This window comes from Microcoleus sp. Pol8_D6, from assembly GCF_036700965.1.
Taxonomy (GTDB): Bacteria; Cyanobacteriota; Cyanobacteriia; order Cyanobacteriales; family Microcoleaceae; genus Microcoleus.
Genome location: NZ_JAUBPW010000005.1, coordinates 77,623 through 102,789 on the forward strand (window position 1 = coordinate 77,623; position 25,167 = coordinate 102,789).

Here is a 25,167-nt window from a genome sequence, read left to right on the forward strand (position 1 = left end):
CGTTAAACCATTTAGCTGCCTGTTGTTGCAGTTGAGTAATATGGGGCTACATTTCAGGTGAATTCTTGGCAGCTTCGAGAGCGCGATTCTGCTGGAGATGCTCCAAGATTCAGATTGACCAAGAATTTCTTGATGGTGCAAGCCCCCGGATTTATCCGTGGAATCAATCCCAAATCGAAAATCGAAATTCCTCAAGCCCCCGCATTTATCCGTGGGATCGCCTCTAAAATCTAAAATCTAAAATCGATTGACAGGCGATTGGTGCGATCGACCCCATCGTCGCAGTGGGGTGTCGGAAGCCGGATACAGTTCTTCGATCTCGCTGACATAACTCCATTGTCGATCGTACCTTACTTAAAATTGTGGTAAACAGCACCAATCGCTAGCATTGACCCGAGGGCTGGCGTCAATTTGATAAAATCTTCCAAAACGGAAACTTATCGGCTTGAGGCACAGTTGTGTTTTTCTGGCTAAAGTCGCCCCGCCATCAGCGACAGTTGCTGTAGCGGTTTGCAAACGGTTTTGTTCCTGTGGAGACAACCAGCACAAAACCTCCGAACAAAAGCAGCCCGCTCACATCAGAAACCAAATATTTGCGCCAATTCTGATTTAATTATATTGCTATAGCAACCGCGCTCCATGTTTATGAGGTTTTTACTTGCTAAAACTAATGCGGTAGATTCCTTCGGAATGGGATCATATTAATGATAGGAATTGTTTTTTTTGAGGGCGATCGGGATTAGCACACTCACAAGGAGAGGAAAAGCCCAACTAATCTCCTCCCTTATTCCTTCTGTCCCAAATAACTAAAGCCTTCTCTATTCGAGAGTTAAAGCTTCTTCCTTCTACTATATAATGACCAAAGCGTTAAATATTTTTGCAGTGACAAAAACTACTAACAAAAAAGACGGCAAATCCTCTAAATATCCCTTTGACGGTCTATCTTTAGACGATCGCAATCCCGACTTCATTCAGCTTTTGTTGCCACTCTGGGAATGGCTGTACCGCTACTACTTTCGCGTACAAAGCGACGGCTGGCACCACGTACCCGCCAGCGGAAAAATGCTCGTGGTTGGTTCTCACAACGGGGGACTTGCCGCTCCAGATATGTTTATGTTCCTATACGAATGGTTCCGCAGGTACGGAACTGAACGCTTGGCATACGGATTGATGCACCCAACGGTTTGGCAAGTTTCTCCTGATGTTGCTAGCATGGCGGTTCAGTGTGGAGCCCTCAAGGCGCATCCGAAAATGGCGATCGCAGCTTTGCGGAAAAATGCCCCAGTTCTCGTCTATCCGGGCGGCGCTCAAGATGTTTTCCGCCCCCACCACTTGCGCGATCAAATCTACTTTGCCGGACGCAAGGGATTTATCAAATTAGCATTGCGAGAAGAAGTACCAATTGTACCAATTATATCGCACGGTGCTCACGATACTTTGATAGTTTTGGCAGATTTGTACGAACAAGCAAAGCAATTGCATGAATTGGGAATGCCGTGGCTATTTGGCATCGATCCGGTGGTATTGCCCGTGTATTTGGGATTGCCTTGGGGATTGAGTATTGGGCCTTTACCAAACCTGCCTTTACCCGTGCAAATTCGGACTCGCGTGTGCGAACCGATTGTATTTGAGAGGTATGGTTCGGAGGCGGCGCGCGATCGCGATTATGTTGATGCTTGTTTCGAGCGAGTTACCGCCCAAATGCAAGAACAATTAGATTGTTTGGCTGGCAAGTAACAATTGCACAAGTCGAGATTATTCTTTGCAGTAGAAACAGATTTTTTTTACGACAAAATAGCGTGAGTCGCGAGGGATATGGGTAAAAAAACTGGTTCCTTGACTCTTGTGGGCAAGTCGTGACTGCAAACAGTTGTTGAAATAAATCTAATGATTTATTTCAACAACCGACAATTGCGGTAATAAATCGGATTTTACCCATCTTAATTACGTGAAATACCCGAAAACCGCAATCGCCAAAGTGATACTTTTTATCATGCAGGTTGTAGCGGACATCATATCAAGTTAAATCAACGCAGATGAAGAGGATTTCATCTACGTTTATCTTTCTTACTCGGCGGTGAAAAAATAGACTTGGCAAAACTAACCTGATTCTGTATAAACTCTTGATCTTAATTTTGCCTTCTGTCGAACCGTGAGTAATTGCCCGATCGCCTTCAGCGCAATACTGGGATGAAAAAGTACAGCCGGCGACTCAATCATGTGCAGAACTTCCAAAAATGCTTGACAAACTTTAGCATCTGGGACCAGCACTTTTAACACTAGATCCATGTAATCAATTGTCAGCCGCGTAGCAAGGTTTAGTTTTGCACCTGTACTTCCCAGATAGCGGGAATCCTGACTGATGGCAAACGTCCAAGGAATAGTGTGTAATTTTGCTAGTTTTTGTTGAAATTGTCGCCCAAAGCCTGTTAAATTGCCTTCTGGATGCCGCTCTCTTTGCTTTTGCAAACATTTATCTAGCATCTGAGCATCCAGTGCAGCAACGGTCATTCCCTGGCCATAAACTGGGTTGAAAGCGCAAACTGCATGACCGATAACTGCCAAATTTTCAGGATAGCGAAAGAGGCGATCGTAGTGTCGCAAACGATTTTCTGTACCTCGATAACTATAAATAGGTGTGATGGCTTCTGCGTCTTTAATCGCATGATAAATTGTCAGGGTTGGCAGACTGCGCGCAAATTCTACAAAACCTGCTTCGTCTGTGGGGGGATAATCGCGATCGCCCCCGGCGACACTCACCAGCCAGCGATTGCCTTCGATCGGGAAAATTGCACCGCCACGGGTGCGAAATGGCGGTGCGGTTGACACAAATACTGGCGCAGTGTCTGACAATTTACCGCTGCATTTATAGATGCGGCTGGCATAGCCAACAAAAGCATTGATAACGGTTTCTTGCGGAGGTTCCCAGCCCAAACTTTTCAACCATTCAGGTGTTTTGGAAACTTTGCCACCAGCATCAACTACTAAATCTGCATACAAATTCTCTGCATGGATGTTACCAGGGTTGTGACGATCGCGAAAACGCACCGATATGCCAGCAATCTTCGCGCGCGAGGCATTCGCCAGAAACCCCGTTACGGTGCCTCCTTCGAGGAAATGCACGTTCGTATTTTCAGCCAAGCGGCGGCGAATTTGCCAATCCAGTAAATCCCGACTGAAAATAATTACATCATTGAGATCCGGGCTAAATTGTGGGGCCCAACCCGCCGGACTAAACCACCCGATCGACCTGGGATCTAAACTAGGAGCACCAGCAGCTACCAGTTCGTTTTCCAAGCCGGGAAACAACTGTTCTAGGATGATTTTCCCCCGATTTAAAAGGATGTGAAGATGACGAGATTGAGGAATCCCGGGGCGAGGTGCGGGTTTTTCTGGAAAAAAATCTCGTTCAACAATACTTACTCGGTCGAAGTGTTTTGCTAATACTCTAGAAGCAAACAGTCCTGCTAAACTGCCGCCAATAATAATTGCATGACTTTCTCGCTGCACTATCGAATTCCTTGAAAGCTAATTTGCTATGGCATTGGTTGATGAATTGTGAGCAACTTGTCTGGGCTTCTGTGCCGACTCTTAATATCGATCGACCAAAGATTTTCCTGTGCGATAGTTTTAACCCGACTTACCATTACTAGCATCTATCTCGGAGGCGCCGCAGCGCACCTTACTCATAACTGAGAACTAACAACTTCACAACTGCCAATTTACATAGCACAAATATTCCTAAAGTGACAGCCTGCCGCAGACATATTTCTACACTTCCGACTGTAGGGGGATGCTTTAGCTCGACAATAAGGCGATGATTGCCATTGGGGGCATGAGTCTAAAACTATACATTAGTTAACTGGCGCCAATGAGCACGCGCACCCACTCCTTAACGAGGAATATACTATGTATCAAAATTTGCCAATAAATCCACAACTGTATAACATCGGGTTCTGGCTGGCTCAAGTGCCAGTAGAGCAGACTACTACAAACACAGCAGAAGACGCAGCACTCCTCTATTCCGGGCCGCAATTTTTTATCGCCTTGATAGCTGGAGTTGTACTCGCCTGCGCTTTCCAACTATTGCTAACAAATTTATCAGTAGCCGCGGGCCTTTCGTATATGGGACAATCCCACGACGACGGCCACCACTCGGATAGTGGCAGCCCCCCAGTCCGCCACATCGGCCGAAAGGTAGGTACTTGGACGCTAATCACCGTCACCGTTGCCCTATTCTTTGCTTGCTTGCTAGCAGTTAAGCTGAGCTTGATTAGCAGCCCCGGTTTAGGTGCGATCGTCGGTTTAGTCGTCTGGGCAACCTATTTCTCAATGCTCGTCTGGGTGAGTTCCACCACGGTTGGTCAGTTGATCGGTTCCCTCGTCAACACCGCGACATCAGGCTTTCAAGCCATTGTCGGCACCGCAGCCTCGGCCATCGGCGCCAAAGCAGCCAGCAACCAAGTAGTCGCCACAGCCAAAGCAGCAGCAGCAGCAGTGGGTCATGAACTGGGTAGCGCTATCGACCCCACAAGCTTGCGCGAAAACGTCGAAGACTACATCCAAAGCCTCAAACCGCCAGAATTAGACATCAAAGGGATGCGTAGCGAGTTTGAAAAATTGCTTAATGATCCGCAACTAAAAACGATTGCAGCCGAAAATTTGCCGAATCTCGATCGGCAAACTCTTGTAGATTTAGTAAGTTCGCGATCTGACTTATCAAAACGCGACGTAAACCGGATTGTAGACCAACTTCAAGATGCTTGGAAACAAGTAGGAAAACAAGGGCAGCAATCAGACGGCATCGCCCAATTAGTAGACTATCTCAAATCTGCCAAATCGGGAGATTTGGTCTCAGATAAATTGGCAAGTAGGGTAGAAAAAGCCCTCAGCAATCTGGGCGGTCAAAATTCTGGACAAAGCCCGACCATGATGTCCCAAGCAACGACAATGGCAGTCAATGCTTTAATGGGAATAGTATTGGGTCGCACGGATATTTCTGACTTGGATGTGGAAAAAGTAGTCGGTCAGCTCAAAGAAGCTAAAGAGAAAGTTACCCAGCAAACTGATAAAATTACCGCTCAAGTCAAAGGCGAACCCGTAACTTACAGCCCAATTCGTGCGGACGTAGAAAACTACCTACTCAACACTTATTCGTGGCAGATGAACCCCCAAGCTATCGAGCGCGAATTTCGGGACGTTCTCTACGATCCTACAGCCGATCCTGGAACTGTGCGCCGCGAATTAGAAAAACTAAAACAGTCTAATTTTGCCGAAATCCTGGCTAGTAGAGGCGTTTTTACCCAAGACAAAATTAAAGAAATTTCCCAGGAATTAGAAGCAATTAGACAGCGCGTTTTACAAACCGTGATCTTTGCCGAGGAGCAAGAAAAATCTCGCGATTTGCAGTGGCGGTTGGAAACTTATTTGAAGCTGACGCCGAAAGAAGAACTGACAGCAGCAGGTATCGGGAGCGATTTCAAAAAAATCTTAGAGGATTCCGACGCTAGTTACGAACAGTTGCGCGATCGGCTTTCTCCTTACACCCGCGACAGTTTTGTGCAAATTCTCCGAGGCCGCGAAAACTTCGGATTCCAGGAAGTAGAACAGATTGTTCAAGAGTTGGAAAGGACGCGAGATGTAGTTTTAGCAGATGCTAAAGGTCTGCAAGAAGCAGCGCAAGCCCGACTAGACAACCAGTGGCAAAGAGTACAAGAATACTTGAAGTCTACGGGCAAAGAAGAACTTAATCCCGAAGGCATCAAGCGCGATTTGAAAACGCTGCTGGACAACCCGGAAGCGGGAATGTGGGCGCTGAGAGCTAGAGCTTCTAAGTTCGATCGCGAAACTTTGGTAAAATTGCTATCTCAGCGGAAAGACCTCAGCGAAGACCAAGTAAATCACCTTCTCGACAGCGCCGAAGAAAATTGGCACAGCGCGGTGCATGCGCCGCAAAAGTTGGCCGAAAAAGCTAAGGATCAGTACGACCATACAACAACCGCCCTTGCAGATTACCTCCGCAATACGGGCAAATCCGAACTCAATCCTGAAGGGATTCAGCGGGATTTGACAAAACTGCTGCAAAATCCCAAAGAAGGAGCTTTAGCGCTGCGTGGCCGTCTGTCTCAAGTCGATCGCGATACTTTGGTAAAACTGCTTTCTCAGAGACAAGATTTGAGCGAGGAACAAGTCAATCAAATTATCGACCAAGTGCAGGAAACCCTTGGCTCGATTGTGAAAGCGCCGCGCCGTTTGGCAAAGCGGATGCAAAGCCAAGTGCAGGATTTTCAGAGCGTTTTAGAAGATTATTTGCGTAATACGGGCAAGGATGAATTAAATCCCGAAGCCATCAAGCGCGACTTGCAACTGCTGCTGCATGACCCGAAAGTCGGCGCTTACAGTTTGGGCGAGCGCTTGTCACACATTGATCGAGCTACAGTTGTTTCTCTGCTGTCTCAGCGGCCGGATATTTCTGAAGCAGAAGCCAATCGCATTGTGGATGGAATTTTGTCGGTGCGCGATGAGTTCGCAATGCAAATTCAGAAAATACAGGAGGGTATTCAGTCGGTAATTGACGGGGTTCTCGGAAAAATTCGGGATTACCTCAATTCGCTCGATCGCCCAGAACTAAATTACGAAGGCATTACGCGGGATGTGCGGAAGTTATTTGACGATCCGCAAGCCGGATTTGATGCTTTGCGGGATCGGCTGGGTCATTTCAACCGCGATACTTTAGTAGCACTAATGAGTTCTCGCGAGGACATTTCCGAAGCAGATGCCAACCGCTTGATCGACCAAATTGAAAGAAGCCGCAACAGCGTCTTGCAAAGAGCAGAACGCTTGCAGCAAGAGGCGCAGCTTCGCCTCGAAAGCATCAAAGTGCAAGCTGAAAAACAAGCCGAAGAAACCAGGAAGGCAGCAGAAGTTGCCTCTTGGTGGCTGTTTTTCACCGCTCTTACTTCGGCGGCAGCAGCAGCCGGCGCCGGTGCTTTAGCCGTCATCCGATAAAAAAAACTCAAGTTGCGATCGGATTGCATATAGTGCCTGATGTGAGTTTATACTGACATCAGGCACTAATGTTAGTAAAGGATTTGATCGGGGAGTGGGAACGGGTTTTTATTAATTTGTTAGTACGGTTGAATAATGTTATGGTAAACCAGTTCCTACCCGTTTTTTGAGGCTGGTGCCAACGGTGAATCTATACATTTTAATTAGCAGTTTTGATTAATTTAAAATATAAAAGTAAAAAGCAGATTTTATTGATTGTTGTATATTTTATGTGCAGATGTAATAAATAAAAAGTCGCTGGATATTCATTGCCTCTCCTATCACAATTTTTGAACGGGGTTCAGGCTTGCAGGCTGGATTTGCTTTGAGGCAGATTCTACAACTGTTGCAAGGATTACTGAAGAATGACAAAAATCAAAACAGTTATTGGAGTGAAAACCTTTTGGCAAAGCAAACTTAGCGGGCCAGTTCCCTCTCTCCTCAATATTTTTTAGGTACAATAATAGAGAGGGTTCTCCACCCAGCACGTCTGTTCTCCCAACCGCCCACCTCCCTGGCTGCGTCAGTATCAAACGCGAATTGTTTTGAGTTCGATCGGCGGTTTATGTTGAAGATGCCGATCGTCAGGTTATAACTTGTAGGTCATAGGTTGTAAATAATATGGAACTAAAGCTGTGAAAATACTACACTGACTGTGGGGGGCAACATACCGGATACCTTGGAAATACCAAGGGCTTTGCTTTCGTCAGCCCAGAACAGTCCAAACACGCAGGCCCTGCGATCGCCAATGCTAAACAACCTACGTCTCAAACCTCTCCTGGCTAGTTGCCTATTAGCACCGTGAGGAGGGCGACGCCATGCAACTCCGAAAAAAAACACTATTAATCATCGGTGCAGCGCTGATCAGCCTGATTGTGGTTCTCTATGCCACTGCATCAACTATTTTGCTGCATGATTTTCACAACCTGGAGGCACAGTACGTCCGCCAGGATGTCGCACGGGCTTTGGACGCATTAGATGATGACTTGTCGAATTTAGACACCAGCGCCCAAGATTACGCCGAGTGGGACGATACTTACTCTTTCGTCGAAACACGGAACGAAAATTTTGTCAAGTCAAATTTCGTCGATTCGACATTTATTTACTTGAGACTAAACTTATTGGTGCTGCTTGACTCCAACGGTAAGACGATCTTCAGCAAAGGTTTCGACCTGAAATCCCAAACCGAAATCCCGATTCCCGAAAGCTTAAAACAGCACTTGACCGAGGCACTAATAGACTCATCGACAGTCGAGGGCGATCGCCCCGCCGCCAAAACAGGCGTCCTCACCTTGCCAGAAGCCAGACTGCTGATTGCCGCCAAGCCCATTTTCAACAGCAACGCCCAAGGTCCGTCGCGGGGAACGCTGATCTTGGGACGCTACCTCGACAGCAGCGAAATCGGTTTGCTTTCAGAACTGACTCACCTGTCAGTCGATTTTAGATTGCCGAGTTTAGATTTTAAAGTGGGAGCCGCGAACTACTCCGGGCACAGCGCCAAGGCGCTGGCTCGATCGAGGCAGGAGCTGGAAAATGTCAAGCTCAAAATTTCCAACCTCAAATCAGTAGAAATTTTAGTTGAGCCACTAAGCGACAGCTTAGTCGCAGGATACGCCCTGATTCGCGACATCCACGGCAACTTAGCGCTGCTGCTGCGAGTAGAGACAGATCGCATCATCTACGGCCAAGGTCAGGCTACCTTGGAGCTGTTTACCTTATCAATACTGGCAGTAGGTTTAATATTTAGCGCCATCACCCTGCTGTTGCTAGAAAGATTAGTCTTGGCTAGATTGGCTTCCTTGAGCACCAGCGTCAGCAACATCGCAGCCAACGGCGACCCAAGCTTAAGAGTTCAGATGGCCGGAGCAGATGAGCTCGCAAGCTTGGCCGACGGCATCAACCGAATGCTAGAAGCATTGGGCAATTCTCAAGTCGAACGTAATGAAAGCGAAGACCGCTATCGGTTGATGGCCGAAAACTCAACCGACATGATCACCAGACACGACCCCACAGGCGTGTTTGTCTACGTCTCCCCCGCCAGCCGGGCTTTACTGGGATACGAACCTTCGGAACTCATCGGCCGCGTCCCCAAGGATTATTTTCACCCCGACGATTTAGAAACCATTGCCAAAGCTCACTGGAAAGTCCTGGCCCTCCCAGTTACTTACACCGTCAGCTACCGCATCCGCCGCAAAGACGGCAAATACATTTGGTTTGAAACCACCGGCCGCACGATCAGTGATCCCCAAACCGGCGAAGTCCAAGAAATTATCGGCATTTCCCGCGACATCAGCGTGCGGAAGCAAACAGAACAAGAACTGCGAGAAAGCGAAGCTGCCATCAAAGCTTTGTACCAAGTAACTTCGGCTCCCCGTACAGACCCGCTAAACCACCTCTCTACGTTTGATTTGCGCCTCCAAGAACTACTGGGAATGGGATGTCGGCATTTAGGCCTGTCCGTGGGAATTTTGTCCTGCATTCAAGGCGACAACTATCAAATAATGGCTGTTGAGTGTCCCGACGGGTCGATTGTCAAAGACCAAATCTATGATCTGGAAAAAACTTTCTGCGTCGCTACGTCAATGGCAAAAGAACCGATTTACTTTGAGTCGGTGCGATTTTCGGGTTTTTCCTTCAACAGCGACGATCGAGCTTTCCCCATCGAAGCTTACATGGGCATTCCCGTCACGGTGGGAGGTGAAGTTTACGGCACTCTGTGCTTCTTTTCTCCGACTCCTGTGACAGAACCGTTCCGAGCTGTAGACAGAGAGTTGGTGAAACTGATGGCTCAGTGGGTGGGAAGCGAACTCGAACGCCAGCAAACAGACGTAGATTTGGCAAAAGCTCGCGATCAAGCACTGGCAGCTACTAGAGCCAAAAGCGAATTTTTAGCCACCATGAGCCACGAAATTCGCACTCCGATGAATGGAGTCATCGGCATGACCGGTTTGCTGCTGGATACCCCCTTAACTCGCGAACAGCGCGATTTTGTAGAAACTATCCGCAGCAGCGGCGATGCCTTGCTGACGCTGATCAACGATATTCTAGATTTCTCGAAAATTGAGTCGGGCAAATTGGACTTGGAGGAACATCCGTTTGACATCCGCACTTGCATTGAGGAATCTCTAGACTTGGTAGCTGCTAAGGCTGCAGAAAAAAAACTGGAAGTGGGTTACTTGATCGATCGTACTGTACCGGCAACGGCGATCGGCGATAGCACCCGCTTGAGGCAAATTTTAATCAACTTGCTCAGTAATGCTGTTAAATTTACCGACGCTGGAGAAGTGGTGGTTGCTGTGACTGCCAAAAAGATTTCAGTGTCGGCGGCTAACGCTAAAGAACCCCCATTAATTGCTGGCGAATCGGTAGCAATTAACCCAGCATACGAAATACATTTTGCGGTCAAAGATACCGGTATCGGCATTCCGAGCGATCGCATGGATCGGCTATTTAAATCTTTCAGTCAGGTTGATTCTTCAACGAGCCGGCAGTACGGCGGTACCGGATTGGGTTTGGCAATTAGCAAGCGTTTGGCCGAAATGATGGGCGGCCGGATGTGGGTGGAGAGTATGGGTAGTGTCGCGGGCAATCCTCCTGCAGATTTTAGATCATCGGCAGTTTTTGATTTGGGATGGGCAGAATCTTGCGAAATTGCCGAAAAATATGGCTATGGCAAATCTGTACTCAGTAACAAGCCGATCGGCCACAATACGCAATCCGTTGGCTCTACTTTTTATTTTAGTACGATCGTTTCTGGCTGCAAGAATTCCTTACCACTTAACTTGAGCAATTCTCAACCTGAATTAGCTGGCAAGCGAGTCTTAATTGTCGATGACAATGCTACCAACCGCAAAATTTTGACTCTCCAAGCTCTGTCTTGGGGAATGGTGGCTAGGGCTTCAGCTTCGGCTCGTTTGGCTTTAGATTGGCTGGCTGCTAAAGAGATGTTTGACTTGGCAGTTTTGGATATGCAAATGCCGGAAATGGACGGGTTAGCTTTAGCGGCGCAAATTCGCCGATATCCTGATTGCGAAAAGTTGCCGTTAGTGATGCTAACTTCGATCGGCAGGCAAGAAATTAATCCCCCTGCTATGGAGATGGATTTTGCTGCTTTTTTGAATAAACCCATCAAACAATCTCAGCTTTACAATGTTTTAATCAATATTTTTGGAGAACAGACAACGGAATTTAAAGGGCAGCGCACTAGCGGGCCTTTCTTGCAAACCATACCCGTGCTGGCCGAGAACTTACCTCTGCGGATTCTGTTGGCTGACGATCATTTGGTGAATCAGAAGGTGGCTTTGCAAATTTTACAGCGGATGGGGTATCGCGCGGATGTGGCGGGAAACGGTATTGAAGTGCTCGAAGCTTTGCGCCGCCAACCTTATGATGTGGTGCTGATGGATGTGCAAATGCCGGAAATGGACGGACTGGAAACTACCCGCCGCATCCGCGAGCAATTTTCAGCAGATTTAACTGTAGAAAATCCCACGGGAGAATCAGAAGTTTCCGTAACAAATGAGCAATCTCATCATCTAGATACGACCACAAATCCCACGGGAAAATCAGAAGTTTTCGCAACTGATGAGCAATCTAATCATCGAAAATCGAAAATCGAAAATCGAAAATTGACTGATGAGGAATCTAACAATCGAAAATCCAAAATCCACAATCTAAAACCACCTAGGCCTTGGATTGTGGCGATGACGGCAAATGCGATGCAGGGTGATCGCGAAGAGTGTATGGCTGCGGGGATGGACGACTATTTGAGCAAGCCGATCGCGATTGACCAGTTGGTGCGAGCTTTGATGGCGTGTAAATCTCGATCGAACTCCGCATTCGATCGCCTGCAACCGATCATTTGTTTGGATGCCCCGGGGGAACAGATCGAAGGAACGAGTGAATTAGAAGTGCGATCGAATGTGGCTGTTGCGGGAAATCCACAACTGACAATTCCCCATTCGCCGGCTGTCGTCGATTATGGTGCATCAAATCTCGATCGGGCTTTGTCACAGAGCCACGATTCCCTGAGTGCCAAGATTATAGAGGGATTGCGAGAAGTGGAAGCTTTGGACGAGGCGATCGAGATTTACCTCGAAACAGCTCCCGAACTGCTGCGAGGCATCTCTATGGCTCTGTCCAACGCTGATCCGCTGGCTTTGCGGCGATCGGCTCACTCTTTAAAGTCGATTAGCGGTACTCTCGGTGCTTTTCGCTTGTTTGAGCTGTGCGAGGAACTCGAAATCATGGGCCGCATCGGCACAAATGCTAACCAGCCTTTACCTGATCCGGCCTGCGCGCTTTTAGAAGAGGTTGAGGCCGAGTATCAAAGAGTCGAAACGGCGTTAAAAATAGAAATGCAGTACAGCGAAACAAGGACAGAATAATTAACAAGTCATAACTAACTATTGTTCGTGGGTGGGGGAGGGTTTTTGATATGGTTGGTTTTAGGCCGAGGCATTGATGGTTGGTGAAACCCTCCCTAGGATTACAAGCTGTACCGATCGGCTAAATCTCTGGCTGCTTGTCGGTGTTTTTCTACCAAACTCGGCGGGGAAAGCACTTGGGCGTTATCCATATATCTGTTCACCCACAGACTGAATTCGTTGAGGGAGCGATCGGGCAAATCGATCTGATAATCGACATAAGCCACTTTGCCAAAACTATTCTTCGGGCCCTCTCTAATCTTTTGTCGCGGATGCCGCCGATCGCCCTCTAACATAAATCCCACCACTTCCTCGAAAAACCGCACCCTCACTTTTTCTAACTTCAGCGTACCCTGCAATTCAGCCTGCTGTTCCTCTAGATTGCCTAAGAACAACCCCCAGCCGTTTTTTAACAACTTTTGAGCGATTTTCAAACGTTGTCCTTGTAAAGCTAAGCCACGTCCTTCTGCATTGATAATTTCGCAGTAGTCGGTAAAGCGATTCACCCGTACTACCTTCAAGTGTCCGTTGTCGTAATTTTCGCAAATGAGATACCAGGCGATATCGTGATAAATCAGTTGCAGAGGCCAGATGCGGTGGAAACCAATCTTGCCTTTACCGTAAGGATCGCTTTGGCGGTGAAGTTCGATCGCCTGGCCTCGAACAATTGCTGTTTCTACGATGTCTAGTTTGTGAAATAGGGTATTGCGATATTCTTGGCGATCAAGCATTTCTACAGGATCGGTGTAAATAATCGCACGATTTAGGTGTTCGCGAACCGGATAAAACAATTGACCTTTGAGTTCGATATCTAACCCGCGCAACAGTTTAGTGAGTTTTTCACAAATTTGGCGGGCTTGGGGATTTCCCTGATATTTGGCTTGAGATGCTATTGCTTGAAATGCGAATAGTAGTTCTTCGCGATTCATTGCGCCGGTGCCGAGATAGTAGCCGAAGCGATACATTCTTTTGTCGAGGATTCCGTAGCGGCGCAAAGTTTCTAAGTCTTTGCGAATTGTGGGAGTTGCGGGATAGTTTTCGGGAAATTCGATGCTGAATTCGGCGGCAATTTTCTGCAATTGAGATTGAACTTCTAGCAAAGCGTCGTGATATTTAGTGTCGGAGGCTTCTGTGTCGGAGTGTCCGATGCCCGGATGGTTTACCAATGTGGCGATGAGGAGCATGATGCGATCAAACGTTAGTTTGTCGGCATAGGGGTGAGGAGTTGGTTTTTTTGCCATGATGGGGGTAAAGCGGGTAAAAGTCAAGGAAAAGACAATATTGACACAAAAGTATAGAAAAACCTTAAAGCCCTTATTTAGATAGCTGTAGGTTTTTCAAGAGATTTGATAAATATTGTAAATGGCGAGACTCGAAGCTGGCTCGACTGATATATTGAGTTGAGTAGAACTTAAGCAATTAGCTACTTGGGAGACTACCAGCAGCATTCAGGTGGGCAGTGCCCGCTTTAAAATTGAATTTATGTCTGCATACACTGCGATCACGTTTGCCCCGGTTCAAGGCTTTATCGAGAAATCCCGCAAACTCCGAGATTTGTATGGGGCCTCACTGATTTTATCTTTTTTGAGTTCTAAGCTCGTACAGAAAGCAGATCCTTTAGGACTTAAGGTGATTTCTCCTGGATTGCCTAATATGCCAGAAGGAATGCCAAACCGAATTCTAGTTAAAGGGAAATTTGAGCGCAACGATGTCCAAAACACTCTCTTAAAAGAATGGCAAGAAATCTTAAAGGTTTGCCGCGAGTGGATAGAAAACAATCTTGACATCCCAAAAGACCAATATTACTGGTCACAAACGGAAGATAAAAAAGGCAGACAAAAAGGAGAGTGGGAACGATGGGGAAGCTATACCTGGGAAATTTTTTGGGGATACGGTGAATCTGAAAAAGAAGCCATCAAAAAGGCAATGGATGACTTGGAGACTCGCAAGCTAAAGCGAGATTGGACAGCTATCAACTGGATTGGTGATAGTTCAAGTTTGACGGGGACGGATGCGATCGCATGGCATCAACTAGGTAAAGAGTCAGACGACCCAGGACGATTGCTCACAAAACAGGAACAGGAGTCACAAGAACTTTTTTATCGCCGATTGTCTTGGCTGCTGGACGACCCAGATTACAGGGTTGGGAAACCAAGTCTATCGCTGGAAAAGTTGAGAGACTATGAAAAATCTAAGCCTGATGGTATTGGGAAATATATTGCTGTCAACGAACGTCTGAGTATTCCCGAATTGGTCAAGCGTTTAGTCACCTACGACAAAATAGCTGATGTTATCGGGATGGAGAAACTCAAAAAACAACCAGATGATCCAGAGTTCAAAGATATTCACCGTGAAGCTGGATACTGGACAGGCTGGTTTATGGGCGATGGCGATCAAGTTGGAGATAAGCTTAAAGAACTTGCCACACGCCCTGAAAGTGATGAAAATAAGCAAGAACATGACCTCAACCGCTTCACTGAGTTAATGAGGCAGTGGGGGAAAAATTTTCAGGATAACAAACATCTGTTTCCTAAAGGTAAGGGGCGTGTTATCTATGCTGGTGGTGATGACTTTCTCGGAGTGCTTTACAGTGAGAAAACTGATACACAAGAAAAGCCTGAGAAAGTGAAACCGATAGAGGCCTTAAATTGGTTGTTAACGCTAGAAGACCACTGGAAAGAACATCAGAACACAATAAAGCAGGAATTTAATCTGGCTCAGGATTTCACCTATAGTGTAGGTTTTGTTTGGGCGGGGCATCAGGTTCCACAGCGAGATATTTTACAGCACTGTCGGGAGGCTGAAAAACGGGCAAAAAGTTTAGGGCGCGATCGGCTTACGATGCGAGTAGTTTTTAACAGCGGTCAATTTGTGCAGTGGACTTGTCCTTGGGACTATCTTCATGTGTTGAGGAATTATCGCGATCGGGATGGTAAAACTTGGGGGGAAGAACCAAACTGGACTCACATCTACAACGATTGGGCGCAACTAAAAGCACGTCATGCTATTCGGCTTCAAGAAATGGAAGAGCTTTCTATAAACAAGGAACTAGCTCTTGTCATATTCAATTTATATTTCGATAACTCGGGAGAGAAGTTTAAGCAAGGAAGGAAATGGAGCGATTTGGCAGGGGATAACTCTAACTCTGCGATCGTGAATTGGATCGATGACCTTGTTCAAGTGGGATGGCAGTTATGTCGAAAGAATTCCAATATTTAATTGCGGTTTCTCCCTTGGGATTCATGTATGGCAGTGCAGGAGCTTTTCTGTCTCCAGAGAATCTAGTCGGGCGATCGGGTAGTAAGTTTCCACCGGATAGCGCCGCGATCGCTGGACTGTTTTTGAATGCCAATCGCGAACAGAAGTTTGCTTCTCACCAAGAGCTTAGAGATAAGCTCGTAATTTCAGGCCCTTTTTGGGCAAAACAGGATACGCCTAAACAATTCTACGTGCCAATTCCTTGGCATCAAGTAATTGCTGAAAAAGAGGATGATGAATGGGTTTTTGTGAAAAAGAAATCTAATGAATCAGGCATTGTTCAAGGAGATGAGGATAAATGGTGTCTGGGTCAGCATCAATGGGAGCGCCAGAACAAAGATTTGAAACCAGAATATAGTTGGCAGTCGATTGATGCCTGGAATTTACCCGCAGAAGAACTGCGAGAAAGAAAAGCGATCGCCAAAGCACCGTGGGAATTTGTCTCGTTTCTGCATCCCAAAATCAAGACCCAAGAGCGTCACGTTGTCGAAAAGAACGGACTTTTCTTAGAAAGCGCCGTGCAGATTCCTGAAGATTACTGCTTAGTATATCTCTCTAACTATGAAATACCTAGTGGGTGGTATCGATTGGGCGGTGAAGGACATCTGGTGGAAATTGAAAGTCACTTTCTCTCAGAAAAACACAAAATCAATCGATTACTTAACCCTAAGAATAAGATTCAACAAGCCTTTGCTCTGATAGCACCTGGAGTCTGGGGGTCGAACAAATTATCATACCGTTACCCTAATCATCCCAGTTTCCCTCGGCAAGGACTCAAAATGTTGACCGATAAACCAGTGCCCTACCGCTATCGCATCGGTCATTCCCAGAAAGAGGAAGAAACAGAAGGTGAGGGCGATCGCTACGATGCCAAGAAAACCGGGCGACTCAGCCGGGGACGCTACGCCGTTCCAGCAGGAAGCGTTTATGTTTTCAAACATCCCCTCGAACTTACTTGGTGGGATTTCCCAGACGAGTGGTTCCCAAAAGAAGGATTTCCCCTCAAACATTTGGGGTGTGGTTTGTGTTTACCCATTGATATTCAAGGATTACCGCAATGTACCGCAAAGCTTACGGAGTAATTGAAACCCTTGCACCTGTCCATGTGGGCGCAACCGCAGGGGAAGAAACTGGCAATCTCAACCTGATTTTTCGCGATCAGTTTACGCAAACAGGAATTATTCCAGGCAGTTCTATTCGGGGACGGTTTCGCGCAGACTTAAGAGATAGGGAACCGGGCGAAGAACAACTATGGTATGGACATGAAGTCGTTGATGGTCGTTCTGATGGGGGGACAACCGAAGCACTTGTAAAGTTTGAATATGCTTCACTCGTTTGGTTCCCCGTGTTCTGTCCTGGTCAGCCTGTAGTTTGGGTAAGTTGCCCTCTACTGTTGAAACGGTTTAAACGCATTGCAGGCGTAACAGCAGATATTCCTGAACCTTACACCGCACAGAAAGGTTTACAGGGTCGGCAGATGGAAGACCGAGGCAAAATTCTCTTTTTTAATTTAGGGTTTCTTGAATTTGAGCATGAGGAGGACTTATCAGCTTGGATTCCCACGGGCACAGATTTAGATGCTAATAAGTTAGTCGTGGTTCACGATAACGATATTGCGATGCTGCACGATATGGCACTGTATCGCCAGAGTCGCGTCAAATTGGGATCGAAAGAAAAACCCAACGAAAAAAAAGTTGATGGTGGTGCTTTTTTCAATACTGAAGCTTTGCCAGAAGGAAGTATTTTAGTATTTCCGATCGCGTTGAAGCAAGGCGATTGGAAACCCTTTGGCGAAAATGAGAATTCATCAGAGTTATATTTCGGTGGTTTGGAATCAATTGGTTTTGGTCGTTGTCTTGTATCACTTTCAGGAGATTATCAGTAATGGGTTGGAAATCTTACGAACTCGATCGCGCTGCTCAAAAGCTAGTGCTCAACGCACGGGAGCGCGATCCAAAATCCCTCAATCAGTCCCATAATATGCGAATGGCTGTAGCTTATGGGTTAGAGCGCTTCTGGGGCGAACACTTGCGACTTAAAGGTAAAAAACTAGAAGATGAAAATAAATCTAAGTTTTGGAAGGAAACATGGGATGCTCTCGTAGAAGTCATGTACAAAGCAGGCGTAATAATTCCTAACGAGCCTTTACATCCTGATAGTAATGGCAAGATTCCGACTAGAGAAATTCAGGCGATGTCTGAAAGTCTCTGGGCATTGCCTGTGGAAGATCAGCGAGTGGCGATCGCAGTCTTGACTCAATTGTGCGATTGTCTTGTGTGGTGGACGCAACGCTATAAAGTTCGGGAGGGTCGTCAATGAAATTGATTCCTAATGCACACAAAAAGATTCCCATGATGTTTCGGGCACAGGTGCAGGGGCGATCGCAACTGCAATATCTCGATCCTGACAAGAAAAGGGCTGGCGAGCAACAAGATGTTGAAAGGTGGGCAGATGAATGGACTGACAAAGCTGAGTTTATTTCTGCGGAAGATGCACAAGACGTACAGACTGAGACATACGGAGCAAAATCTTATCAAATCTCTTGGCGGTTTGTCACCAATGGCGGGCAAGATGATGGAATGCTTCGTCCTGTAATCGGTGCTTCAGGGATGCCCTTCTATCCTGGTAGCAGTATGAAAGGAGCGTTTCGCCAAGCTTGCGAACAAGCGGAAAAAGCAGGTGATATACCGCTAGGAACCTGTAATAATTATTGTGGCGATGAGTCGGAAATTACACCAGGTATTTTGCGGTTTCAGGGCGCTTATCCTACTAATGATTGGACACAAGGGTTACTAGACTTAGTTCATCCTCAACAGGGTTGGCAAGTTATGACTCGCGAGACTGATAAAAAACCAAGAGGGGAGAGTGGATATGCTCAAGTTTCTCTTTACCAGCCGACCCTAAGATTTGCTATCTCCTGTTCTCAACCGCTATCATCCGCTCGGTGGCAGCAAATTTGGCAAATTTGGGAAGCAGCCATCGCGGCCGGATTAGGTTCAAAAGTCTCTACAGGCTATGGACAAATTACCAAAACTTCTCACCCGATTGTTTATCGGGCAAAACTCAAAGGACAAGGACAAGCTGCTAAACTGATTGATGGTACGGGGGAGTTTCGTCCTAACATTTTTCGAGCTGCACTGCGCGGTCATGCCTTAAGGATTTTTGGTGGCATAACAGATAGTGAAACCGCCGAAGAATTAGTACAGAACTTGTTTGGAGGTATCCAGCAAAAAGAAGGAACCTTGGGGTTGCTAGGGTTCCAATTTCATGCTTCTAAATTAGAGGTAAAATCTTTTGGCTCTGGGAAGTATGCTCAACCTGCCTACGAAGTAGAGGGAGAACTGATTTGGTTTTTAGCTAAACCATTATCTGACCCTCAACAAGAATCTCTTCTGAAAAAGTTGGTTAGCAAGTTAATGCAGTTTGCAATGGTTATGGGAGGATTTGGTAAATCATGGCGGCGAGTGGATCACCGCAAATTTTTTGAAGAATATTACGAAAATAACTACAAAGCATTGATTGGTTGTCACTGGCAATGGTTAGGAGAGAATACACAATCACGAAATGTGCAGGTTAGCCGATTAGAGAAGGTAGGTGAATTTTTAGAGATAGTCCAACAAATAGCTAGAGAGTGGATACAATCTCAAAACAAGCCGCTACGACAAACTGAATGGGCAAAAGATTGGCGAGAAGCTTGGCATCCAAGTAATGTTCAGGTTTGGGGTCGAATTGCAGACAATACTGATGAAAGTGCCGCAGTGCGCTGGTTTCACCAACCCTACCAACAAAAAATACCAGGCATTCAGCTAGAAGGCTCAATTTATCAATCATCTGTAACAGGAAAAATTGGGCAAATTAGTCTTATCTGGCATCGACTTTACCCTTTGATTCTTGTTAAAAATAATCCTGACAATCCGCGAAAGCCGATTATTAAACCAACTCCTCGCTATTTGGAACTGATCACGCTCTTTCCAGATGGTTCACCAGAGTCAAATGATTTTTTAGATTTTCTGAATGCTAAACCTGATGGATTTAAACTACTTTGGGGAGAGGAGCAATGATGAATATTTGGATTCTCACAATCGGTAGCAGTGATGTGCAGCTTGAGAGCGATAAAAAAAATCGTGAAAAGGGCAGAGCCGAGAAGCAAAGAAGTCATAAGGTGTGGTCTGAATGGTATGATGAGGCGATTAAAGAAGAGTGTCACGATTTACTTTTTGAACCTAAGCAATCTTATAAAGATAGTGATGAATCTTACCGAGTTGAGGCCCGAGTCTTGGGAACGGTTTATGAATCAAGCTCTCGGCAGCTACAAGATGAAATTTGGTCGTACTTAACTTTCCCTCTACTAGATAACTTTGTGGGAAACTTCACAACATTGCCTCCAGATGCGATCGCTATTCTACTAACAGATCAATCTGAGTTTTTCAAAGATAACAAAGCGAGACGAAAACCGAAATGTGCTTACTGGCAAGATACCTGCAAGTTGGAGCCAATTTTGAAGAGGTATTTTCAGCATAAATTTCCACAGGCACAATACAAACCGATTTTCTTGTTTCCGACATCTAGCGATGAAGGATTAGATGATTGGAATCACGTTCTCGATTTGGTGCGTGGAAACCTACGGGTGATCGAGTTTGATGGCAAAGAAATCAAAAATGAAGAAATTGAGACGGTATATGTTAGCCATCAAGCAGGAACTCCAGCAATTTCATCGGCTGTACAGTTTGTCACTTTGGCACGGTTTAGAAACAATGTCGAGTTTTTAGTTAGCAATGAGTATAATCTAGAAACTCGTAAAATACCTCGTTCTACATATCTCGGAGCTATTCGACTACAGGAGGCAAATGCACTTTTGGAGCGGCATGACTATGCAGGTGTGCGGGATATTTTAGGGCTGACAAAAATAGCTACAAATAACCCTAAAGAGAAACGCATCAAAGATTTACTAGATGCAGGAGAACAGTGGAATTTTGCTGAATTTCAAAAATTTAAGAAAATTTTAGCCGATCGCAATTTGTTACCAGTCGATAATTTTCCGTGGTATCAGTCAGGATATGAATCAATCTATCTCGCTTGGGTTCGCTTGGAACAAGGCAGTACGGTTGATGCGTTATTTCATAGCTTCCGTGCTGCTGAAGGCTCGATTATTAAATGGGCGGAAAAGCGTTTTCGTTCTCACATCGTTCAACATCCAACCTATGGACTTCAAATTCAGATTTCCATTTGTCAAGAATTACCTAACTACTTAAATGCACTGTCTGAAAATCTGCAAAAAAACTTTCAAAAATGGCGCAATTTAGGACTGTATGGCGATCAACTTTATGAGTTGCTAAAACAAGCTCGACCTGATTGGCAAAACCATCCAGATATTAAAACTGTTTGGGAAGTTGCTAAAAAAGAACGCAATAATTGCTTTCACCGTCTAGAAGGTTTACAAGAATCAGAGGTTTTTGCTGCTTGGGATACTCAAAATAAAGATGAGTGGAAACAGCGGATTTTAAGCTGCATGAATTTTATTGCCCAACCAGATTTGCTACAAGAATTTACATCGCTTGAAGAAGCTAGTTTGATGGCGAAAGTGCATAAGGAATTAGTAGGGGCGATCGCCCCTAACAACATTCAAGCCTAAAATTGATATATCGCAGCATCCGGTTTTATGCGGTGTCGCGCCATACTTTGGGAGAGGTGGAGGTTTTGGGAGTGGGAGCACAGGTGACAAAAGCACCGGGGTAAGTGATTATTTAGCTAAGGTTGCGAGGCTGGCGGTAAATTAGCTCAAACGACTTTTTTCCGTCGCAAGCCTCGCAGCATTACTGGGCAAGGGTTTCAGGGTTTATTTTGAGCGAACACAGGTTTAAGTTCCGGGCGAAATATCTGAGCCTCGCAAATGGCCTCTAGACACCTTGCGCTGTCTTGGGTGTATCATAGAGGCCTCCCCACTCGTTGGGGAAACTAATTGAATGGAAACACAAGTTTGTCGTCTAAGCTTTGTCTAGCTTCTTGTAGCATGGCCTCCCCACTCGTTGGGGAAACTAATTGAATGGAAACATTTTAACCAATGCCGGGGTGTAACCTTTCTTAGCCTCCCCACTCGTTGGGGAAACTAATTGAATGGAAACTAATCTACGCATTTCTCTCCTTCTACTACTACTATCTCCCCACTCGTTGGGGAAACTAATTGAATGGAAACTTCAAAGATTGGAGCAAGACTCCAGGTGAAATATTAGTTCTCCCCACTCGTTGGGGAAACTAATTGAATGGAAACGCAAACAACAAACAACACATTTGCCCATTCTTCAATTTTGACTCCCCACTCGTTGGGGCAACTAATTGAATGGAAACATTTCGTTCCAGGTTAGGCTGTCTAGGGATTTTTGGGTGTGTACCTCCCCACTCGTTGGGGAAACTAATTGAATGGAAACTGATTGGTGATACCGATGCAGATGAATCCTTTGTCTTGGTACTCTCCCCACTCGTTGGGGAAACTAATTGAATGGAAACGCAATCGTGTTGCAGTCACAGCAATCCATTTTTTTCTTAGGCTCCCCACTCGTTGGGGAAACTAATTGAATGGAAACGCTCTCATGTCAAACTTGAGGATTGGAACGCCCCACATAGCGCCGACAGTCTTTGCCCTCCCCACTCGTTGGGGAAACTAATTGAATGGAAATAGTTGGTCAAAGTCCCAGCAATCGCACAGTTGCTCCTGTAAACTCCCCACTCGTTGGGGAAACTAATTGAATGGAAACGTGCGGACATCGTTGAATTGGTTTGGCTCGTCGTCATTCAGCCTCCCCACTTGTTGGGGAAACTCATTGAATGGAAACGATATATTTTCTGGCCACCATACCTGCACCTCTCCACTCCCCACTCGTTGGGGAAACTAATTGAATGGAAACGAAATTGTAAGCTTCCTATCCCAGATATCCTGCAATCCTCCCTACTCGTTGGGGAAACTAATTGAATGGAAACCCATTAGCCGTGTCAGCGGTAGCTAAATTACAGTTGAGAGTTTTAACCTCCCCACTCGTTGGGGAAACTAATTGAATGGAAACTGTGCCAAAATTACTAAATCACCAGGAGAATGTCGCGATAAACCTCCCCACTCGTTGGGGAAACTAATTGAATGGAAACAAGTCGTTAAGGGTTCGCGTTTTTATGTAAGTCACCATCTCCCCACTCGTTGGGGAAACTAATTGAATGGAAACTCTGCTTTCGCGTGTGGTAGCACGATCGTAGCAGGCTCCCCACTCGTTGGGGAAACTAATTGAATGGAAACGAACTACAGTCGGCTTTGATATTTTTCCACCGCAGACCGACTCCCCACTCGTTGGGGAAACTAATTGAATGGAAACGCTAAAACAAAATTAGTGGAAGTCTTCTATTAATGCGACAGTTTAAGGGAAACCATAAATAGCTGTTGACAAAAGACTAGATTTCTAATAGCCTAATTTTGGGGGACGCCTCTATCGCATAGAGTGAACGTCCTTAAGGCATCGTCCTATCCCCCAGCCGAAGGGTTACGGCACTGTCTAGCAAGTTAACTTGTCACTTGCTAGAAATACATAGCTAAGACAAAGTATGTCGAAGTCTTCTATTAATGCGGAATCGAAGGAGGCTTCGACTCCACCCGACACCGCAAACAGAAATTAAAAAATCAGAGCCTTCTGTAGTGCCAAAAGCTCTAATTTTTAAGCTCTAGAAAACTCCAAAGACAAACTTTTACAACTCAAATTTCTGCAATCAATCCGAGTTGCGAAGAATTAACAAGCACAAAAAAAGCCCCATAATCGGGGCTAAATATAACTATTCTCAGTCGTTGGGTGGGGGCGGGTTTATTATATTGTTGGTTTCTGACATAGATAGTTGGTGAAACCCGACCCTAGGATAATTGGGGCACACACGATCGCTTATTTTCGAGCTATTAAAACCCAATCGTCTGCTGTTTTGAAAATCTCAGCATTCTGCAAACCTAAATGTTTTAAAACTGGTTGAATGGAAACAACCGATCGCAGCCACGGAAATTAACGTTAAACACTCCCCACTCGCTGGGGAAACAAATTGAATGGAAACTCTTGAAACCATGCACGTATACCTACAGCAGCAAAAGCTCTAAACTCCCCACTCGCTGGGGAAACTAATTGAATGGAAACCTTTTTGCAGAAATTCTAAAAGTTCGGTTTCATCCTCATTTACTCCCCACTCGTTGGGGAAACTCATTGAATGGAAACTCATAATCAGAAGATTGCCTTTGATAAGCAATTATAGTCATTTCAAATAAATGTGAGACAGAGGTAAGATCATGATAAAATCGATAAAAATAGTTAATTAGAAAAAAATGGCTTACAGTCTAGACCTCAGACAAAAAGTAGTCAATTATGTGGAAAATGGAGGGAGTATAACGAAAGCTGCCGCCATATTTAAGGTAGGAAGAGCAACAATTTATAGATGGTTAGGTAGGGAAGACCTTCGACCAACTCAGGTCAATCACCGTCAACGAAAGCTAGATTGGGAAGCCCTCAAAAAAGATGTTGAAAAAAATCCGGAAGCAAGATTAGTAGAAAGAGCAAGAACTTTCTCGGTCAGACCTAGTGCCATCTGCTATGCCTTAAAAAAACTGAAAATTACCAAAAAAAAAACACCTTCGCTATAAAGAAAGAAATAGAGAAGAAAGAATGAAATATTACAGGAATCTGAGAGAATTAATTAAACTTTATGGCAGCAAAAGTCTTGTATTTATTGATGAGTCAGGATTTGAGGAATTTGAAGGTTCTGTCTATGCCTGGGCAAAAAGAGGAAAGAAAGTCTATGGCGAAAGATCGGGAAAACGGGGGAAAAGAGAAAATTTAGTAGCAGCAAGAAGAAAAGGAAAGAAGGACTTAATTGGACCAATGCTCTTTATGGGTAGTTTAAATGCAGAAGGATTTGAAGGATGGTTATCTTTGTATTTGTTACCAGATTTAACAAGTCAATCTATATTAATTATGGATAATGCACCCATTCATCGTAAGACGGTCATTAGACTATTGGTTGAGGATGCGGGTCATCAGATAATATTTTTACCAAAATACTCTCCTGACTTAAATGATATTGAGCATGATTTTAGTGCATTAAAGAGAGCTAAAATGTATGCGTCTCCTGGCACATCTCTTGATGAAGTTATTCGTGCTTATTGTGCAGAAAGAGTGTCTCATACTTATTTGAAATGACTATAAATTCTCTCCCCACTCGTTGGGGAAACTAATTGAATGGAAACTTCATGTCGCCAGCGACCGGGATTCCCCAGATTTCTGTGAAGTCCCCACTCGTTGGGGAAACTAATTGAATGGAAACGCTCGACATCCTCAAGTTGGGTGGGGGCGGGTTTTTGAGATTGTTAGTTTTTCACATAGATTATTGGTGAAACCAGCCCCGGAGGGCGATCGTAGGGGCT

General features: G+C 45.4%; 12 protein-coding genes, 1 pseudogene and 1 CRISPR repeat array. Of the genes and pseudogenes, 10 read left to right on the plus strand and 3 right to left on the minus strand.

What is annotated here, in order from left to right; all coding sequences use genetic code 11:
- Nucleotides 1-855: 855 nt before the first annotated feature.
- Entirely contained in the window at nucleotides 856-1,737 is an 882-nt protein-coding gene (locus QUA10_RS03680) for a lysophospholipid acyltransferase family protein (protein ID WP_333081094.1), read from the plus strand.
- Nucleotides 1,738-2,100: 363 nt separating this feature from the next.
- On the opposite strand, the gene QUA10_RS03685 is transcribed toward QUA10_RS03680, so the two are convergent.
- Nucleotides 2,101-3,510, minus strand: coding sequence for a 2-polyprenyl-6-methoxyphenol hydroxylase-like oxidoreductase (locus QUA10_RS03685; RefSeq protein ID WP_333081093.1), 1,410 nt, complete (start codon nucleotides 3,508-3,510; stop codon nucleotides 2,101-2,103).
- Nucleotides 3,511-3,909: 399 nt separating this feature from the next.
- On the opposite strand from QUA10_RS03685, the gene QUA10_RS03690 reads away from it, so the two are divergent.
- Complete coding sequence (locus QUA10_RS03690) at nucleotides 3,910-7,008, plus strand: MFS transporter (protein ID WP_333081092.1); 3,099 nt, start codon at nucleotides 3,910-3,912, stop codon at nucleotides 7,006-7,008.
- A gap of 857 nt (nucleotides 7,009-7,865) precedes the next feature.
- On the plus strand, nucleotides 7,866-12,434 hold the full coding sequence (locus QUA10_RS03695; protein ID WP_333081091.1) for a response regulator: 4,569 nt from the start codon (nucleotides 7,866-7,868) through the stop codon (nucleotides 12,432-12,434).
- Between the two features lie 101 nt (nucleotides 12,435-12,535).
- Here QUA10_RS03695 and QUA10_RS03700 read toward each other — a convergent pair whose 3' ends face one another.
- Nucleotides 12,536-13,714: a WYL domain-containing protein gene (locus QUA10_RS03700; RefSeq protein ID WP_333081090.1), complete on the minus strand. Its 1,179-nt coding sequence runs from the start codon at nucleotides 13,712-13,714 to the stop codon at nucleotides 12,536-12,538.
- Between the two features lie 241 nt (nucleotides 13,715-13,955).
- On the opposite strand from QUA10_RS03700, the gene QUA10_RS03705 reads away from it, so the two are divergent.
- The 6 genes from QUA10_RS03705 to QUA10_RS03730 are packed head-to-tail and all read left to right on the plus strand — an operon-like array spanning nucleotide 13,956 to nucleotide 21,363.
- Nucleotides 13,956-15,692, plus strand: a complete 1,737-nt coding sequence (locus tag QUA10_RS03705; RefSeq protein ID WP_333081089.1) for a Cas10/Cmr2 second palm domain-containing protein — start codon at nucleotides 13,956-13,958, stop codon at nucleotides 15,690-15,692.
- Complete coding sequence (locus QUA10_RS03710) at nucleotides 15,668-16,813, plus strand: type III-B CRISPR module-associated Cmr3 family protein (protein WP_333081088.1); 1,146 nt, start codon at nucleotides 15,668-15,670, stop codon at nucleotides 16,811-16,813. Before QUA10_RS03705 ends, QUA10_RS03710 begins: the two co-directional genes overlap by 25 nt.
- Complete coding sequence (locus QUA10_RS03715) at nucleotides 16,789-17,616, plus strand: RAMP superfamily CRISPR-associated protein (protein WP_333081087.1); 828 nt, start codon at nucleotides 16,789-16,791, stop codon at nucleotides 17,614-17,616. The genes QUA10_RS03710 and QUA10_RS03715 overlap by 25 nt, the downstream gene beginning before the upstream one ends.
- The gene (locus QUA10_RS03720; protein ID WP_333081085.1) at nucleotides 17,616-18,050 is read left to right on the plus strand and encodes a hypothetical protein; all 435 of its coding nucleotides are present in this window, start codon (nucleotides 17,616-17,618) and stop codon (nucleotides 18,048-18,050) included. The genes QUA10_RS03715 and QUA10_RS03720 overlap by 1 nt, the downstream gene beginning before the upstream one ends.
- On the plus strand, nucleotides 18,047-19,792 hold the full coding sequence (locus QUA10_RS03725; protein ID WP_333081084.1) for an RAMP superfamily protein: 1,746 nt from the start codon (nucleotides 18,047-18,049) through the stop codon (nucleotides 19,790-19,792). The genes QUA10_RS03720 and QUA10_RS03725 overlap by 4 nt, the downstream gene beginning before the upstream one ends.
- Nucleotides 19,789-21,363 (plus strand): hypothetical protein, encoded by a 1,575-nt coding sequence (locus QUA10_RS03730; RefSeq protein ID WP_333081083.1) that lies wholly within the window; start codon nucleotides 19,789-19,791, stop codon nucleotides 21,361-21,363. The genes QUA10_RS03725 and QUA10_RS03730 overlap by 4 nt, the downstream gene beginning before the upstream one ends.
- Nucleotides 21,364-21,666: 303 nt before the next feature.
- Nucleotides 21,667-23,089: a CRISPR direct-repeat array (repeat unit 36 nt; unit sequence CTCCCCACTCGTTGGGGAAACTAATTGAATGGAAAC).
- A 757-nt stretch (nucleotides 23,090-23,846) separates the two neighbouring features.
- Here the strand turns inward: QUA10_RS03730 and QUA10_RS03735 are convergent.
- The gene (locus QUA10_RS03735) at nucleotides 23,847-23,969 is read right to left on the minus strand and encodes a hypothetical protein (protein WP_333081082.1); all 123 of its coding nucleotides are present in this window, start codon (nucleotides 23,967-23,969) and stop codon (nucleotides 23,847-23,849) included.
- Nucleotides 23,970-24,072: 103 nt separating this feature from the next.
- Between QUA10_RS03735 and QUA10_RS03740 the strand changes: the two are divergent.
- Nucleotides 24,073-24,943, plus strand: a pseudogene (locus QUA10_RS03740) (IS630 family transposase).
- The last annotated feature ends 224 nt before the right edge of the window (nucleotides 24,944-25,167 follow it).

Coding starts and splice junctions, on each gene's coding strand:
- QUA10_RS03725 (WP_333081084.1), top strand. CDS start 18,047: ATGAAATTGATTCCTAATGCACACAAAAAGATTCCCATGATGTTTCGG.
- QUA10_RS03710 (WP_333081088.1), top strand. CDS start 15,668: ATGTCGAAAGAATTCCAATATTTAATTGCGGTTTCTCCCTTGGGATTC.
- QUA10_RS03700 (WP_333081090.1), bottom strand. CDS start 13,714: ATGGCAAAAAAACCAACTCCTCACCCCTATGCCGACAAACTAACGTTT.
- QUA10_RS03730 (WP_333081083.1), top strand. CDS start 19,789: ATGATGAATATTTGGATTCTCACAATCGGTAGCAGTGATGTGCAGCTT.
- QUA10_RS03715 (WP_333081087.1), top strand. CDS start 16,789: ATGTACCGCAAAGCTTACGGAGTAATTGAAACCCTTGCACCTGTCCAT.
- QUA10_RS03735 (WP_333081082.1), bottom strand. CDS start 23,969: ATGAGTTTCCATTCAATGAGTTTCCCCAACGAGTGGGGAGTAAATGAG.
- QUA10_RS03680 (WP_333081094.1), top strand. CDS start 856: ATGACCAAAGCGTTAAATATTTTTGCAGTGACAAAAACTACTAACAAA.
- QUA10_RS03720 (WP_333081085.1), top strand. CDS start 17,616: ATGGGTTGGAAATCTTACGAACTCGATCGCGCTGCTCAAAAGCTAGTG.
- QUA10_RS03695 (WP_333081091.1), top strand. CDS start 7,866: ATGCAACTCCGAAAAAAAACACTATTAATCATCGGTGCAGCGCTGATC.
- QUA10_RS03705 (WP_333081089.1), top strand. CDS start 13,956: ATGTCTGCATACACTGCGATCACGTTTGCCCCGGTTCAAGGCTTTATC.
- QUA10_RS03690 (WP_333081092.1), top strand. CDS start 3,910: ATGTATCAAAATTTGCCAATAAATCCACAACTGTATAACATCGGGTTC.